Raw genomic sequence first — 14,381 nt, 5'->3', positions numbered from 1 at the left:
CTGTTCCCGCAATAGAATCGAGGATGGCTGCCAGACAGACACTGCGTTATCTGCGATCACGCGATAATTGAAATTATCTGATTTTATTGTTTTGTATTTTGCAATACGCCTGCTTGCTGCTGGTGTCTTCGGCGCAGATCTCTCGAACACAGGCGCGCAGCCATTGATGTGTTGCATCGGCTTGGAACCTTGGGTGCCAGGCTTGCGAGATGATGAGCAATCCGGTTTCGACCGGGAGCGGGAAGGAGACCATGTCCTGTCGCGCTACTTCCGTCAGTCGATCAGGAACGACTGCCACAAGTTCAGATTGGCGTGCGAATAATAAGGCATCCGAAAAAGTGGGCACGATCGTTACGACATTTCGTGATAGATTGAGGCTACCCAGCGCCTGATCTACCGGACCATGCATTCGACCGCGGCGGGACGCAGAAATATGCCGCTGACGAGAGAAACGGGCAGACGTAATACGACCACTTGAAAGCGGATGCCCAGGCCGCACGACGCCGACAAATCGGTCTGACAGAATAGTTTGCGTCATGATTTCCGGGCCGGTATGGCTAATTGCTCCAATATCCAAGTCAACTTGCCCTTCCCGCAGATCGTCGACACTCTCGTCCCTTTGCGGTACGAAACGAAGTCGGACTTTTGGCGCAAGAGTTGTGAGATGGCCGGCGAGACGCGGCCCGAAGGAGCCGATAAAACTATCCGTTGCACGTAGGGTAAAGGTTCGATCGAGACGATCGAGATCCAGATCCCCGGCATTACCCAGAATGCTCCGCGCGCGGGCGACCAATTCCCGTACCGGCAGACGCATGGCTTCGGCTCTCGGCGTGGGGACGAGGCTCCGGCCAGCGCGCACGAAAATTGGATCGCCAGTCAGATCGCGGATATGGCCGAGGATACGGCTCATCGCGGGTGTGCTGAGATTCATGCGTGCGGCGGCACGCGCGACACTGCCTTCGGTCAGCAGGAGATCGAGTGCGGCAAGAAGGGAGAGGTCTTTGGGATGCATGGCGTGCAACGATCTCATGGAGAGTTGCATCATATTTCTCACCTGCTCTCATATGAAGTCACTTTCTTTCACGGCTTTGAGACACACCTGGTCAATCTTCCTTCTGTCGTCGTTCCAGGTACAAACGTCGAATTTAGTCACTTACTTTGTGTCCCTTCTGGCGAGGAAGATTTGAGCGGATGAGTTGGCAATACACGAGTTTTTGCAGTCATATGTTTTTCGAATTGTGTTTCCAAAACTAAAAAATATTAAACACATGATAAATATTGACTATTTCGGTGTGTAGATAACGAACGTAAGAGGAATCTATTTCCTAGAAAATAAACAGAACAAATAATACTACTTCGCAACGGGTGAATCTCTTTCGCGTTCAATTGATGCTTGGCGTCTTATACCAACTCCTGTTTGTTAAAACCCATGTGCCCATTGTCGTAGCCCGAGGGACATGATGCGCCAGGGCTGGTCGACGAGCTGGTTCCAGGCGTGGCAGCAGATATCGACGATGTCGTCGTAGGTGCGGAAGATCCGGTTCGACAGCCAGGTATTGCGCATGAACTGCCAGACGTTTTCCACCGGATTGAGTTCGGGCGAGCGTGGCGGGAGCGGCAGGATGGTGATGTTGGCGGGGATATCGAGTTTCGGGCTGGTATGCCACGCTGCCTGATCGACGATGAGGATAGCGTGAGCGCCCGGCGCTACGGCCTGCGAGATCTCGTCGAGATGCCGGTTCATGGCGTGGAGGTTGCACCAGGGCAGGACGAGGGCCGCTCCCTTGCCTAGCGCCGGACAGATCGCTCCGAAGATCCAGGCCGAACGTGTGCGCTGATCGGCAGGCGCGCGTGGACGGGTGCCGCGTCTGGCCCAGCGGCGCGTCAGCTTCGTTTTCTGGCCGACCCTCGCCTCGTCGCCCCACCAGAGTTCGATGGCCTTGCCGGGATGCCGGGCCCGGATCCCGGCCATGACGTCGGGGAAGCTTTTTTAAAAACGTCCTGGGCCTCGGGATCCTGGGCATGGTGCCGGGGGCGTCCCGTCAGAAGGCGGAAGTCGAGGCCCCGGATAACGGCGCTCAGCCGGCTGCGCGAAAGAGAGACGCCGAATTCCTCATAAAGCCATTGCCCCAGATCAGCCTGCCGCCAGCGCACCACCCCATGCACGGCAGCGATCGGGCCGTCCTCGATCCGGCGCATCAGCGCTTCCAACATGGCTGGTGTCAGGCGGGGAACGACACCGCCCCCATGATGATCCCGCACGCCATCCGGGCCCTCGGCGTTGAAACGCACCACCCAGTCCCGCACAATCTGCCGATCCGTCCCAGCCAGTCGTGCCGCGTCTCCGCGTGACGCACCATCGTAGATCGCCGCCAGCGCCAGAAGCCGACGCGCCTGGCCCGCATGCCTCGTTGTCCGCGCCAGAGCACGCAGTCCCGCCGCATCATAATCCTCACGCAACGCTAACGCCCCGCCCATTCGGATGCCTCCCGCCCGGTTCGGCATCCTGTGAATCACAGCTCGTTCCAGAACGATACCGTCAGGCAATCACATATGAGTCAGGGCCGACCGGAGTTGGTATCAGTTCACCCAACACCGCATCGAGAATGCCTGGGTAGGCTTTCTCCAGTTCCTCACGCCTGAGACACGCATAATGATCGCGTCCTGACGTACGGGACAGCAGGACGCCAGTCTCGCGCAGCACCCGAAAATGGTGGGAAGCGCCGGATTTGCTGATGCCTATCTCATGATAGATTGCAGCGCAGGGCGTCTCCCCATTCCGGTCGAGAATCCCGATGATGCGCAGGCGCAGTGGATCGGTGAAAGCCGTCATCAGGGTCGGGAGGTCGACATCGCTCGGGTCTATGTGGCGGCGTTCACGCATGACACGACGATACAACGATTCTTGAACGGAGGCACCGCTGACAATGGTACAAGGGTTGTTATACCATCATACTATGATCGACCCAAGAATCCTCCTTCTGGCATTCGGCACGTTCGCGATCGGGACGGAGGGATACGCGATCGCTGGGCTCCTGCCGATGATTTCAGCGGACCTCCACGTGTCCGTAGCGGCATGTGGGCAGTTAGTGACCATTTTTGCCCTTTCTTATGCCTTGGGTGGTCCGGTTCTTGTCGCCTGGCTGGATTCCTTCCCACGCAAGCGCCTCATTATCCTTGCGCTCGTTGGATTCTCTCTGGCGAATCTATTGGCAGCCTTCGCGCAATCCTGGTGGTTCCTGGCGTTGGCGCGCGTATTGGCCGCACTGACTGCCGCACTGTTCATGGCGCCGGCGAGTGCTGCGGCGGTGGCGCTGTCGCCACCCGAAAAGAGAGGCCATGCCCTTTCGATCACCGCGACCGGTAATGCGCTGGCACTGGCCATGGGCGCACCTTTAGGGACAATAGCCGGCACCGTATGGGGATGGCAGGGGGCGTTCATGCTCGTAGCTTCATTGGGAGGAGCGGCAGCCGTCGGCATCGGGCTGATGCTTCCATCCGTACCGCCGGCGCCAATCGTCCCATTTCAGACACGCTTTGCCCTTCTGCGGCAATCGTCTGTCCGGCGAGGACTGGCCGTATCGTTTGGGCTCTTCGTCTGTGCGTTGACCGCCTATACGTATCTGACCCCGCTGGCCCATCAGGCGGCCGGTATGGATTCCAGATGGGTCGCGGCGTTAATGGCCGTGTTCGGCGCAGTCGCAACTGTAGCGGGCGTTGCCGCTGGATCGATGATCAACCGCTATGGATCTCGGCGCATCCTTTTCATTTCGATCGGGATCATGGTTGGCCTGTTTAGTTTGATGGGAGGCCTCGCCACCCTGCACCATTCTGGACGCGCCGAAACGGCGGTCATGATCCTGTTGGCGGCTTTATGGGGCGGTGCTTGGTGGAGCGGCGGTATCGCACAACAGCATAGAATGACGGATATGGCTCCAGGCCAACACGCCGCCATTCTTGCGCTGCACTATTCGATGCAGTTCTTTGGCATCTCCGTTGGCGGGGCCTTGGGTGGGCTCATTTTGGCTTTCATGGGAATCCCTGACGTGGCTTTCGGTGCGGCCGTAACCGGAATGATCACATTGATTGGACTGTGAGCACCCGCTCTGAGCAACCGTCTATTTCTCATCATTCAGTGTACAGGATTGGATACAACTGCTCGATTATGATGATAAATTCCCTTACCGCGTAATTCGAGAAAATTGGCTTCCGCCAAATCTCCCGGCGACTCAAACCACTTGACCAGAGCTGGGTCACCTTCTCTGTTCGTAGACAGTGAGATTGAGATTGGTCAGATCGAGAATCGGCGTGGCAATCTGATGCGCGCGGGCACGCTTCACGAGGTCGCCAATGATCTGCGTCGCCTCGATGGGAGCGCCTTGGGACAGATCACGGAACATGGACGATGTCAGGGAGGATTCCTTTGCAGTCAGCAGCCGGACGATACCGCCCAGGGTCTCCTCGGTGAGCGGATATCCCGCCGCCGCGGCAATAGAAGCGCATTCACCGATCGTCGCCCGCGCGAATTCCTCACCCGCGGGCGCGCTGGCCACTTCCCCCACGGTGGCCCGCATCAGGCAACATACGGTGCCCAGCGATGCCAGCAGAGCCCATTTGTTCCACATCTCCTGAATGATGTTGTCCGACAATACAGTCTCGAAGCCAGGACCGGAGAGAGCGTCCTTGAGGTTCCGGATCGAGGAGTCGTCGCCAGCGGATCGCGGGCCAAAGGTCAGTTTGGGGAGTGATCCCACTTGAACGACCTGTCCTTCAGAATCCAACTTGCTGACGATGAAACACGTCCCACCCAGGACCTTCGGATCTCCGAAATGCTCTGCCAGCACATCGAGATGCCGCATGCCATTGAGAAGGGGTATGATGCGCGTGTCCGGGCCGACGGCGGCAGCGAAATCGTCCATCGCGGACGCGAGGGAGTATGCCTTTACGCTGAGAAGAATGACGTCATAAGGGCCATCGATGCCGTTGGATGTCACCATTTTCGGCGCGAGGCTGGCGTCCCCCAACGGACTGATTAGCCGCAGCCCATCCGTGCGCAGCTGCCGCAACCGGTTGGGCCGCACCAGGAACGTGACGTCATGTCCCGCCGTCGCCATTCGGGCCCCAAAATATCCCCCAACCGCACCTGCGCCGACGATCAGGACTTTTGGACTCATGGTGTCATTCCTTGTTCCGGGACTGCCGCGCCGCGAGGCCGGCGACGCAAGTTTCGCCGTTGATACCATCAATGCGCTCTGGTCATGAACAGGGACATTGGAATGGGGAAGTCGCGGCGAGAGGGGGCGTGTGGGAATGGGATGCAGCGCGCCCCCGGACGAAGGCGACGAACTTTCCGATCACCGGATCTTCGCTTTCTGGGCGCCACGCCAGACTGACAGGCAGACAGGCCGTGCCTTCATCGATGGGCACGAATACCAACTCGGGAAACTTCAAGGCGGAATAGGCCTGGGCGGTAATCGTGATACCATATCCCGCACGCACGAAGGCGAGTACGCTCAGGATGCTGGCCTCAAGGATACGTAGGCGAGCACCAGGCAGCCGAGCCATATAGAAATCCCGGCAGATGGCCCCCTTGCCCGAGGCACCGAGCAGAAGGATCTCGTTCTCCAGACTCGCCCAATGCAGCATATTGTGGCCAACCAGGTGGTGACCGGCTGGTAGCACGGCCATCAGAGGCTCGGCATAGACTGGTAGGGCCGTTTCGTGATTCTGCAGCAGGCAGTCCGGGATCAGAGCGACGTCGACCCGGCAACCCGCCAGGGCCGCGTGAAGGCTTTCTTCGCCAAATTTACAGGGTGCAACGGTGACGCCCGGATGGGCCGTGTGCCATTCGAGCAGCAGGGCCATCAGAACAGGACTGATCGGCGGAAGATGCAGGCCCAGGCGGATCTCGCCCGTCTCTCCGACACTGCCGCGAGCCAGTGTGTCCTCCATTGCATGCGTTTCATGCAGCACACGGCGGATATAGCGTGTCGCCAGTCGTCCCGACGCGGTGGTTCGGATTCCGGCCGGCGTCCGCTCCAGGAGCGTCACGCCCAATCTGTCCTCCAGCCGGCTGATCGCACGGCTGAGTGTCGATACCTGGAGGTGCAAGGACTGGGCGGCCCGACCGAAACTTCCGGCTTCGATAACCGTCAGCAGATAACGCAGTTCGGTCAGATGCATGCGTCCGGTCACCGTTGGCTATGAGTAATGCCTCGCCTCCCTCATTACGGCGCGACGTCAGTCGCGCTCAGGGGCCAGATGCACCTCGAAGCCGCGCGTACCCGGCGGCGCCAGTCCGGGCAGCAGTTCCATGGTCGGGATCTGATAGTCGCCGTAATTCTGCTTGCGATAAGGAATCGGCGCGATCGTTTCCAGGGTCTTCATCCGCTCGCGCAATTGTTCCGCGAGAAGCGTGAATTTCGGCTTGTCCATCCGATCGACACGATAGGCCACGAAGGGCGGCAGAACGGTGAAGCCGGGATAGAAAAGGATCCCATGATTGATCGGGAACAGCAGATCGTCGATCGGGCCGTTGATCCCGCGGTCCGAATAATGTTCGGGCCACCCGCCTGCGGTGACCATCAGCATTGCGCGCTTGCCTTCCATGACCCCTTCGCCATACCGGTCGCCCCAGCGCTGCTCGCTGTGTTCGCCCACCCCATAGGCGAAGCCGGAGGCATAGACCCGGTCAACCCAGCCCTTGAGGATGGCTGGCATGGCGAACCACCACAACGGGAACTGCAGAATGACTGTATCGGCCCAGAGCAGCTTCTCCTGCTCGGCCTTCACATCCTCCGTGAGCGCGTTCGCCGCGAACCCGTCATTGGACGCTTTCCAGACCTTCAGCGGTTCGTCGGACGACAGGGCAGGAAAGTCATCCTTATCGACTGCAGCCTTCCAGTGCATGGCATACAGGTCCGACACCTGAACGTCATGTCCCTGGGCCGTCAGTTCAGAGACGGCGACGTCAAGCAGGGCGCCGTTGAGCGAGTGTCTTTCCGGATGGGCGAAGACGATCAGAACATTCATGAGCGGACTCTCATTGCGTGGAAAATTTCGTTTCCCAACGAGATTACGCGATAGGATATTCTTATCCCATATGGCGATGGCGGAAGGGAGAATGCCGAAATATGGAACAATCGCCAGTCTCACTGGAGCGGATGCGGACCTTCGTGCGGGTCGCCGAACGTGGCAATCTGGCGGCCGTCGCCCGTGAAACCGGCGCCGGGCAATCGACGATCACGCGGCATCTGCGCGAGCTTGAAGACGCACTGGGTGTGTCGCTGCTGACGCGGACGACGCGCCGTACGGCGCTGACGGACGAAGGAACGCGTTATTACGCGCATTGTGTGCAGATCCTCTCACTCGTCGAGCAGGCAAGTCAGGAGATGCGCGACACGCGGCAGGCAACGGCCGGGACGGTGCGCATCTCTTGCACCGGCGCGTTGGGCGTCCTGCACGTCAGCCCGCTCATTTATGCCTTTCAAGACCAAAATCCGGGAATACGGGTGGAATTCGGCCTGACGGACGAGCGGATCGATCTGGTGCGGGATGGGGTCGATATCGCCATCCGTCTCGGTCCCCTGAGCGATTGCGCGATGAAACTACGCTCCCTGGGGGAAAGCGAGCGCCTTCTGGTTGCGTCGCCCGAATGGCTGCAGCGTACTGGGCCGGTGCGGCGACCGGAGGATCTGCGTGATCGCGAAGGGGTGCGAATGTCGCGCGTGCATGGATCGGACCGGCTGGTCCTGCGGAGCGTCATGGGTAGAAACCATGTCGTGCCGTTTCATGGCCGTTTGATCGTCGATCATGGTTTGGCGGCGCGGGAGGCGTTTCTGGCGGGCAGGGGTTTCGGCCCGGCCCATCGCTGGCTGGTGGAAGACTGCCTGCGGGACGGTCGACTGGTGCCGCTTCTTCCAGACTACACGTTGCCGTCGGCGCCGCTGAGCATGCTGATCGCGCCTGAACGGACGACTCTGGCCAGGATCCGTCTCTGCGTGGAGTTCCTGGCCGAACAGGTCGGCGGGATACCAGGCATCAGCCGGTGATCGTCGGCGAATTGGTGCGGCTTTCCGCCTGCTTGCGCACGGAGGCCAACATGCGTCTGCGGATCAGTCCACTAACCGGACGGATGAGATACCAGTAGGGTGCGAAATGCCGTCGCGTCGTGGGCGTTGGGCAGAAGACCTTTGTCTCGGTTGTCAGACGACTTGTCCTGCGCGTGAGAGGATGGAGCGTGTAGGACAACACAAGCTTGCAGGCGTCCTGAAGCGCGCAGGTCCGGAAATCCTCCGCCGAGTGGCACGGTATCAATCCGTAATCGGCTTTCCAGAACGCACCGACCAGTCCGAAAGCGAGGGCGGTGTCCCCCTTGCGTCCCAGAAAGGTGAAATCGTCCCGGTCGAAGGGCGGCCGGCTCGTTCGTCCTGACAGCCGTGAGGGCAACTCCCGTAATCCTATGGCGAGACGGACGAGTGGGTCATCTTTCAGCCGGTAGTCCATAGCGCAATCAAGGATAAGCCCGGCCGGCGCTGCGATATCGATTTTGTGTTGCTCGTGAAAGTCCGCCCGAGGCAGAAATGCCTCAATCCAGTTTACGGCTGACATCGGAGAGGCGTCGCGTGTCATCCCCGAATTCCTGGCATCGGCGTGAACTTCGGCAAGGCGCGAACGCGGTCGAGCCATCCTGTGAGCGAGGGAAAGGGGGCAAGGTCGATGCCGCCTTCATGCGCCAACGCAAGATAGGGAAACAGCGCACAGTCGGCGATGGTCGGATGGCCGATCGCGAACCACTCATGCGTGCTTAGGTGCTGGTCCAGCAGCGGCAGAAGCCGCTGCGTGACGAGAAGCGCCCGCTCGATCGCGAGATCGTAGCCGAATTTCCGGATCAGGCGGGCGGCATTGGGACCGTCACGAACCTCGCTCGCGGCGATGCACAGCCATTGCACGATCTCTGCCTGGGATGTCGGGTCTTCGGGCCACCACGTTCTATCCCGGAGTTGGCCCGCCAGATACACGAGGATTGCCTGGGAATCCCGCAACGCGGTCTTTCCATCGACCAGAACGGGCACCTCCTGAAACGGATTCAGCGCCGTGAAACTGGGAGTATGGTGCTCGCCAGCCGCGAGGTCGACAGGAATGAGTTCAAGGTCAATGCCCGTCAGGGCCGCGAACAGCCGGACCTTGTAGCAATTGCCGGAGAGGACAAGATCGTAGAGTTTCATAAGGACCTCTCGTGACCGTAGGAGGGAGATACGGCGGTTTTTGTGGGGAATCAGAATGTCCTGACTCTTTATCCTGTCGTCGTCTGGAGCCTCCGTGACGGTTATCAGTATATCGCCGATCCTATCGTGCAAAGGTCGTATGCCGGCCCACGATAATGACATTCAGACATGGGATGATCCGCTCAAACAGGCTATGCTGCGCACATGACGGCTCCGATCTCCCTTTCACGCCTGCCGCGTCCTTCCCTGGTCGATGCGGCGCTTGCCGCGATGCGTGAGCGAATCGCATCCGGTGACTGGCCCGTTGGCCAGCGCATTCCCAAGGAGACAGAACTGGCCGAAATGCTCCAGATCGGCCGCAACACCGTGCGCGAAGCGGTGCGCGTGTTGTCTCATGCCGGCATGATCGAGGTGCGTCAGGGCGACGGGACCTACGTGCGTGCCTTGCATGAACCCGCAACGATTATGGCGCAGGTCAGTCATACCAGCCTGCGCGATCATTTCGAGTTGCGTGTGATGCTGGAGACGGAATCCGCGCGTCTGGCAGCGCTCCGCCGGACAGCGCGGGACATCCGTAGAATGGGGGCAGCCCTGAAGGCGCGTGGCGAACGGAGTTCCTCCAGCGACCTCGCCCGCTTTCTGGACCTGGATGCTTCCTTCCATCTGGCCGTCGCGGAGGCCAGTCACAACGATGCGCTGATCCCTCTCTATCGCTATTTTCTGGATGCGGCGCGCGAAGCCGCTCTTTCTGCCCTCGTTGAGCATGGAGTCACCGAGCCGAAGCTGGAGCTTCACGAACGGCTGTTCCAGGCGATCGAAGCGGGGGATGCACCGCGGGCAGTGAGGGCGGCACGGGCTATCCTCCAGCCATTGATCGCGGCCTTTACTGACGGCAAATCTCTTGGCACGGCTGCGGCTCGCAGCGTTCGCAAGCGGGCGGCACAGGAGCGTCATAAAGCCTGAGCGGTCTCTGGCTTTATGATCGGGGCGCGAGGGCTCATGACACGCAGGACCGTGCGTCGCAGCCATTGATGGACCTGGTCAGTGTCGTGTCGGGGATGCCAGGCCTGGAAGATCGTCACCGGCTCCAGATCGAGCGGGAGAGGAAATCCATAAAGACCCAGTCGATCGAGCATCGCTGCATCGGTCAGGATATCCGGTGCCGGGAGAATCAGATCGGTCTGTGACAGCCCTTGCAGCGCGGCATAGAAGGAGGTCAGCAACAGCGCGACAGTGCGCTCAAGCCCATACTGATCGGCAAGGACCTCGTCGATCGGTCCCCGTCGCCTCCCTCGGCGCGAGACGGCGATGTGCTCGTAGGCTACCAGCGCCTGTGGTGTGATCTTTCCCAGCAGGATCGGATGACCGGCCCGCACGACCCCGCGAAAGCGGCTCTCGAATAGGGTCTGGCGCATGATTTCGGGCCGTAGGAGCGCCGTGGCGCCGATATAGAGATCGATCCCGCCCTGCCGCAGAAAATCGCTGTCGTCGCTGTTCGACTCCGCTGTGAAAATTAGCGTGGTGTCCGGGCAGTCGGCACGCAGGGCGCGCAGCAGCGCCTCGGCGTAGGAGCCGATCACCACGTCGGCTGCCCGGATACGGAAGGTCGGCGTCAGGCCGGTGAAATCCAGGGCATGCCGTGGACGATACAGATCGCTGATCGCCGAGAGGATCTGGCTGACGCGCGGCTGCATCTGCAGGGCACGCGGTGTTGGCACCATATGCCGACCCGATTGCACCAGAATGGCATCGTGGAAGGTCTCGCGCAGGCGGGACAGGGTGCGGCTCATGGTCGCGGCACTGACCTGCAGCCTCTCGGCCGCGCCGGTAACGCTCGATTCCTCGACCAGCACGTTCATAGCCTGAAGAAGGTTGAGATCGTAGCCGTGCGCCACATGTGCCATCGGGTCTTCCTTATATCCTGCATATCCTGCGAATCAGGCACGGGAATGGCTGATAAACACCCAATCATAGGATGAATGTGTCGCCAAGAGCCTCTGCCAACGCTGACAGAGACATCATGTCGTCGCAACCGGAATCTGACATCCGACCGTTTCATATCTGCTTCCAGACGATTTCATAATTGAGCGTTCCCAAACATAGGATGTTTCTTCAAGACTGCCGACACGAGATCAAACGATTCTGTTGCGAGGTGCCTATGGACCACGCTGATGCGCTGACACGTCCGCGCCGCGAAGTGCTGCCCGCGCCCGTGTCTATGCAACCGGAACCACCTCCGGCGCCGCCGAAGGCGGCGGTGTTCGGTCCGCGCCTGGCGACGGGGCTGGCGGGCGTGCTGCTGGCAGTCCTGCTGGCGGGGTTCAACGAGCACACGACCGAGGCTGGGCTCGCCGATATCCGGGGCGCATTCCATCTCGGGCATGACGAGGGGACCTGGATCACCGCCCTGTTCGAGGCGTTCAACATCGCTGCGATGGCGTTCGCTCCCTGGTGTTCGGTGACGTTCTCCATCCGACGCCTGACGATCGCGATGACGGGGCTAGTGGGCGTGCTGGGCACGGCGGCCCCCTTCATGCCGAACCTGTCGTCTCTTCTTCTGCTGCGCTGCGTGCAGGGATTGGCTTGCGGTAGCCTGCCGCCAATGCTGATGACGGTCGCGCTGCGCTTCCTGCCGCCCAATATCAAGATCTACGGTCTGGGCGCCTATGCTCTGACCGCGACTTTCGGGCCGAATATTGGCGGCGCGCCGCTGGCGGGATTCTGGTTCGAGTATGTCGGCTGGCCGTTCCTGTTCTGGCAGATCGTGCCGCTGTGCCTGATCTCGATGGTGTGCGTGGCATGGGGCTTGCCACAGGATCCGATCCGGTTGGAGCGTTTCCGTCAGTTCGACTGGCGCGGCCTGCTGACCGGGTTGCCCGCGATCTGCATGCTGGTGATTGCCCTCGAACAGGGCGACCGGCTGGACTGGTTTCGTTCGCCGTTGATTACCCACCTCTTCTTCGGCGGCGGGTTCCTGTTCGTGCTCTTCATCGTCAATGAATGGTTCCATCCGGTGCCGTTCTTCCGCATCCAGTTGCTCAAGCAGCGCAACGTGACGGATGCACTGCTGACGCTGGCAGCGGTTCTGGTATTGGGGGCGGTCACGGCGGAAATCCCTGCGGTCTATCTGGAGGAGGTGCGTGGCTATCGCCCGATCCAGATCGCGCCGGTCATGCTGATCCTCGCGGTACCACAAGTGCTCGCGCTGCCGCTGGTCTCGGCCTTGTGCAATATCCGCCGGGTGGATTGCCGTCATGTGCTGATGGCAGGCCTTGCGATTCAGGGGCTGTCCTATTTCCTAGGCACCTGGATCGATGCTGACTGGGTGCGCGAGAACTTCTATGTCATGCAGCTCCTGCAGGTGGCCAGCGAACCGATGATGGTCATCGCGATCCTCATGCTGGCGACGATGGGCCTGGGCCCGGCCGATGGACCGTTCATCTCGGGCATGTTCAACATGACCAAGGGAGTGGCCAATGCCATCGCGGCGGGCGTCATTTCGGCCCTGCTGCGTCGGCGCGAGCAATTCCATTCCACCATGCTGCTCGACACCTATGGCACCAACCATACCGCGTTGCAGTCCTGGGGCGACCCGGCGCAGGCGCTGCTGGCGCCACACATCGCGGATCCGGCCCGGTTGGACTGGAACATGGCCGTCCTGCTGCACGGCGAGGCGTCTGAGCAGGCGCTCATTCTGGCCTGTGCCGATATCTACACGATCATGATCGGCGTCTGCGCCGCCCTGTTCATGCTCAATCTGGTTCTGCCGCAACGGGTCTATCCGCCCCGCGCGCCGTCCACCTCCGCTCCTGCACGCTGACGGGGACGGACAGTATGTCATGTGAGAAGAATATGAAGACCAGTTCGTATCGGGATACGCGCCGCGTGCAGCATCCAAACATCCTATCATCGGATCAAATAGGCAACGCGACCGCACTGAGGTGGACGCTGCGCGACCGCATCGAGGGCTACTTCGTGGCCCTCGTCGTAACAATCTACCTGAAGCTGACCTGACGGTCCCGCGCAATCCGCGACAAACGACGCGGCCGCCGGGGTCGCTAGAGGGAATATTCATGAACGGAACAACGAAGGCGCTGCTGCTGGCGGCCGGCGTGGTGGTGCTGGGGGCGGCGGCATGGGGCGGCGACCGCCTTGTGCTCGGAGACGGCGTGCGGATCGAGACCAACGACGCCTATGTGTCGGCCTATTCCTCGGTCGTCGCCCCCAAGGTCGGCGGCCGGATTGATGCGGTCATGGCGCAGGACAACGAGCAGGTTCGCAAGGGCGAGGTGCTGGCCCATATCGAGGATGACGACTACCGCGCTGTGCTCAAGGTGGCCCAGGGCAATGTGGTCGCCGCGCGTGCCGACATCGCCAACTTGCAGGCTACGCTGATCCGGCAGGATTCGCTCATTGCCGGCGCCCGGGCCGCCGTGCTGGCCGACGACGCGCAACTCGCTTTCGCGCAGCAGGATGAGGCCCGGTACCGTAATCTTGCGGCCGGCGGTGCCGGCACAATGGAGCAGCGCCAGCGTACGGCGGCGCAGACCCGCGAGGCTACGGCCGCGAAAGTCCGCGACGAGGCGAGCGTGCAGGCCGCGACCCAGGAAAAGGATGTGCTCGCCGCCCAGATCGCGCGTGCCAGGGGCAACCTGACCCGCGCCGAAGGTGAGGAACAGCGGGCGGAACTGGATCTGTCCTATTGCACCATCCCGGCCCCGGTGGACGGCGTGGTCGGCGCGCGTGGCGTGCGTGTGGGCAACTACGTTAATCCCGGCAGTGCGCTGATGGCGGTCACCCCGGTCCAGGATGCGTTCGTGGTCGCCCATTTCCAGGAGACGCAACTCACGCACGTTCTGCCGGGGCAGAAGGCGACGGTCTGGGTCGACACGTTCCCGGGTCAGCCGCTCCGTGCCCACGTCGACAGCATCCCGCCTGCGACCGGCGTCGCGTTCGCGCCGATCCAGCCGGATAATGCGACCGGCAACTTCACCAAGGTGGTCCAGCGTCTGCCGGTGCGCATTACCTTCGATCCGGGGCAGCCTCTGGCGGCGCGGGTCCGGGTGGGGATGTCGGTCGAGGTGGCGGTTGATACGGCATCGCGCCCGGAAGGTCCGAAGGCGGGCGACCCCCGCTATGCGTGGCGGTGAGGGG

15 protein-coding genes are annotated in these 14,381 nt (G+C 61.1%); 6 read left to right on the top strand and 9 right to left on the bottom strand.

The annotated features are described in order from the left end of the window. Positions 1-73 precede the first annotated feature (73 nt). The 3 genes from GDIA_RS18525 to GDIA_RS08585 all read right to left on the bottom strand — a co-directional run bounded on the left by GDIA_RS18525 (position 74) and on the right by GDIA_RS08585 (position 2,884). A complete protein-coding gene (locus GDIA_RS18525) occupies positions 74-1,045 on the bottom strand; it encodes a LysR family transcriptional regulator (protein WP_012553945.1) in 972 nt (323 codons plus the stop codon). A 375-nt stretch (positions 1,046-1,420) separates the two neighbouring features. Further along, positions 1,421-2,478, bottom strand: a protein-coding gene (locus GDIA_RS18520; protein ID WP_157864088.1) for an IS630-like element ISGdi4 family transposase whose coding sequence is annotated in 2 segments (ribosomal slippage) — positions 1,421-1,986 and positions 1,986-2,478 — 1,059 coding nt in all. Because the reading frame shifts where the segments join, the coding sequence is not laid out codon by codon here. A gap of 61 nt (positions 2,479-2,539) precedes the next feature. Next, positions 2,540-2,884: an ArsR/SmtB family transcription factor gene (locus GDIA_RS08585; protein WP_012553944.1), complete on the bottom strand. Its 345-nt coding sequence runs from the start codon at positions 2,882-2,884 to the stop codon at positions 2,540-2,542. Positions 2,885-2,927: 43 nt separating this feature from the next. Here GDIA_RS08585 and GDIA_RS08580 point away from each other — a divergent pair, with 43 nt between their 5' ends. Beyond that, a complete protein-coding gene (locus tag GDIA_RS08580) occupies positions 2,928-4,097 on the top strand; it encodes an MFS transporter (RefSeq protein WP_012553943.1) in 1,170 nt (389 codons plus the stop codon). Between the two features lie 156 nt (positions 4,098-4,253). Here the strand turns inward: GDIA_RS08580 and GDIA_RS08575 are convergent, their stop codons facing one another. From GDIA_RS08575 to GDIA_RS08565, 3 genes are all read right to left on the bottom strand, one after another. After that, positions 4,254-5,174, bottom strand: a complete 921-nt coding sequence (locus GDIA_RS08575) for a ketopantoate reductase family protein (RefSeq protein ID WP_012553942.1) — start codon at positions 5,172-5,174, stop codon at positions 4,254-4,256. An 82-nt stretch (positions 5,175-5,256) separates the two neighbouring features. Next, positions 5,257-6,183, bottom strand: coding sequence for a LysR family transcriptional regulator (locus tag GDIA_RS08570; protein WP_012553941.1), 927 nt, complete (start codon positions 6,181-6,183; stop codon positions 5,257-5,259). A 57-nt stretch (positions 6,184-6,240) separates the two neighbouring features. Continuing rightward, positions 6,241-7,032 carry an NAD(P)H-dependent oxidoreductase gene (locus tag GDIA_RS08565; RefSeq protein WP_012553940.1) on the bottom strand — a complete coding sequence of 264 codons (792 nt, stop codon included), beginning with the start codon at positions 7,030-7,032 and terminating at the stop codon, positions 6,241-6,243. A 101-nt stretch (positions 7,033-7,133) separates the two neighbouring features. Here GDIA_RS08565 and GDIA_RS08560 point away from each other — a divergent pair, with 101 nt between their 5' ends. Continuing rightward, positions 7,134-8,051 carry a LysR family transcriptional regulator gene (locus GDIA_RS08560; protein ID WP_012553939.1) on the top strand — a complete coding sequence of 306 codons (918 nt, stop codon included), beginning with the start codon at positions 7,134-7,136 and terminating at the stop codon, positions 8,049-8,051. Here GDIA_RS08560 and GDIA_RS08555 read toward each other — a convergent pair. Further along, positions 8,041-8,631, bottom strand: a complete 591-nt coding sequence (locus GDIA_RS08555; RefSeq protein WP_012553938.1) for a hypothetical protein — start codon at positions 8,629-8,631, stop codon at positions 8,041-8,043. The genes GDIA_RS08560 and GDIA_RS08555 overlap by 11 nt on opposite strands. Beyond that, on the bottom strand, positions 8,628-9,227 hold the full coding sequence (locus GDIA_RS08550) for a glutathione S-transferase family protein (RefSeq protein ID WP_012553937.1): 600 nt from the start codon (positions 9,225-9,227) through the stop codon (positions 8,628-8,630). The genes GDIA_RS08555 and GDIA_RS08550 overlap by 4 nt, the downstream gene beginning before the upstream one ends. A gap of 204 nt (positions 9,228-9,431) precedes the next feature. Between GDIA_RS08550 and GDIA_RS08545 the strand changes: the two genes are divergently transcribed. Beyond that, positions 9,432-10,190 (top strand): FadR/GntR family transcriptional regulator, encoded by a 759-nt coding sequence (locus tag GDIA_RS08545; protein WP_012553936.1) that lies wholly within the window; start codon positions 9,432-9,434, stop codon positions 10,188-10,190. Here GDIA_RS08545 and GDIA_RS08540 read toward each other — a convergent pair. Further along, complete coding sequence (locus tag GDIA_RS08540; RefSeq protein ID WP_012553935.1) at positions 10,178-11,131, bottom strand: LysR family transcriptional regulator; 954 nt, start codon at positions 11,129-11,131, stop codon at positions 10,178-10,180. The two genes, GDIA_RS08545 and GDIA_RS08540, sit on opposite strands and share 13 nt — an antisense overlap. 314 nt (positions 11,132-11,445) lie before the next feature. On the opposite strand from GDIA_RS08540, the gene GDIA_RS08535 reads away from it, so the two are divergent. The 3 genes from GDIA_RS08535 to GDIA_RS08530 are packed head-to-tail and all read left to right on the top strand — an operon-like array spanning position 11,446 to position 14,377. After that, positions 11,446-13,047 carry an MFS transporter gene (locus tag GDIA_RS08535; RefSeq protein WP_373318226.1) on the top strand — a complete coding sequence of 534 codons (1,602 nt, stop codon included), beginning with the start codon at positions 11,446-11,448 and terminating at the stop codon, positions 13,045-13,047. A gap of 32 nt (positions 13,048-13,079) precedes the next feature. After that, on the top strand, positions 13,080-13,241 hold the full coding sequence (locus GDIA_RS19445) for a hypothetical protein (RefSeq protein WP_012553933.1): 162 nt from the start codon (positions 13,080-13,082) through the stop codon (positions 13,239-13,241). Positions 13,242-13,300: 59 nt separating this feature from the next. Then, positions 13,301-14,377 carry an HlyD family secretion protein gene (locus tag GDIA_RS08530; protein WP_012553932.1) on the top strand — a complete coding sequence of 359 codons (1,077 nt, stop codon included), beginning with the start codon at positions 13,301-13,303 and terminating at the stop codon, positions 14,375-14,377. Positions 14,378-14,381: the final 4 nt, after the last annotated feature.

Source organism: Gluconacetobacter diazotrophicus PA1 5 (assembly GCF_000021325.1).
GTDB classification, from domain to species: Bacteria; Pseudomonadota; Alphaproteobacteria; order Acetobacterales; family Acetobacteraceae; genus Gluconacetobacter; species Gluconacetobacter diazotrophicus.
The sequence above is the reverse complement of the archived record's forward strand: the minus strand, read 5'-3'. Positions and strand labels throughout refer to the sequence as shown.

Bases quoted from the DNA above. Each gene is read 5' to 3' on its own strand.
- GDIA_RS08585 (WP_012553944.1), bottom strand. From the start codon at position 2,884: ATGCGTGAACGCCGCCACATAGACCCGAGCGATGTCGACCTCCCGACC.
- GDIA_RS08580 (WP_012553943.1), top strand. From the start codon at position 2,928: ATGGTACAAGGGTTGTTATACCATCATACTATGATCGACCCAAGAATC.
- GDIA_RS08565 (WP_012553940.1), bottom strand. From the start codon at position 7,032: ATGAATGTTCTGATCGTCTTCGCCCATCCGGAAAGACACTCGCTCAAC.
- GDIA_RS08560 (WP_012553939.1), top strand. From the start codon at position 7,134: ATGGAACAATCGCCAGTCTCACTGGAGCGGATGCGGACCTTCGTGCGG.
- GDIA_RS08570 (WP_012553941.1), bottom strand. From the start codon at position 6,183: ATGCATCTGACCGAACTGCGTTATCTGCTGACGGTTATCGAAGCCGGA.
- GDIA_RS08575 (WP_012553942.1), bottom strand. From the start codon at position 5,174: ATGAGTCCAAAAGTCCTGATCGTCGGCGCAGGTGCGGTTGGGGGATAT.
- GDIA_RS08545 (WP_012553936.1), top strand. From the start codon at position 9,432: ATGACGGCTCCGATCTCCCTTTCACGCCTGCCGCGTCCTTCCCTGGTC.
- GDIA_RS08540 (WP_012553935.1), bottom strand. From the start codon at position 11,131: ATGGCACATGTGGCGCACGGCTACGATCTCAACCTTCTTCAGGCTATG.
- GDIA_RS08535 (WP_373318226.1), top strand. From the start codon at position 11,446: ATGCAACCGGAACCACCTCCGGCGCCGCCGAAGGCGGCGGTGTTCGGT.
- GDIA_RS08550 (WP_012553937.1), bottom strand. From the start codon at position 9,227: ATGAAACTCTACGATCTTGTCCTCTCCGGCAATTGCTACAAGGTCCGG.
- GDIA_RS08530 (WP_012553932.1), top strand. From the start codon at position 13,301: ATGAACGGAACAACGAAGGCGCTGCTGCTGGCGGCCGGCGTGGTGGTG.
- GDIA_RS18525 (WP_012553945.1), bottom strand. From the start codon at position 1,045: ATGATGCAACTCTCCATGAGATCGTTGCACGCCATGCATCCCAAAGAC.
- GDIA_RS08555 (WP_012553938.1), bottom strand. From the start codon at position 8,631: ATGACACGCGACGCCTCTCCGATGTCAGCCGTAAACTGGATTGAGGCA.
- GDIA_RS19445 (WP_012553933.1), top strand. From the start codon at position 13,080: ATGAAGACCAGTTCGTATCGGGATACGCGCCGCGTGCAGCATCCAAAC.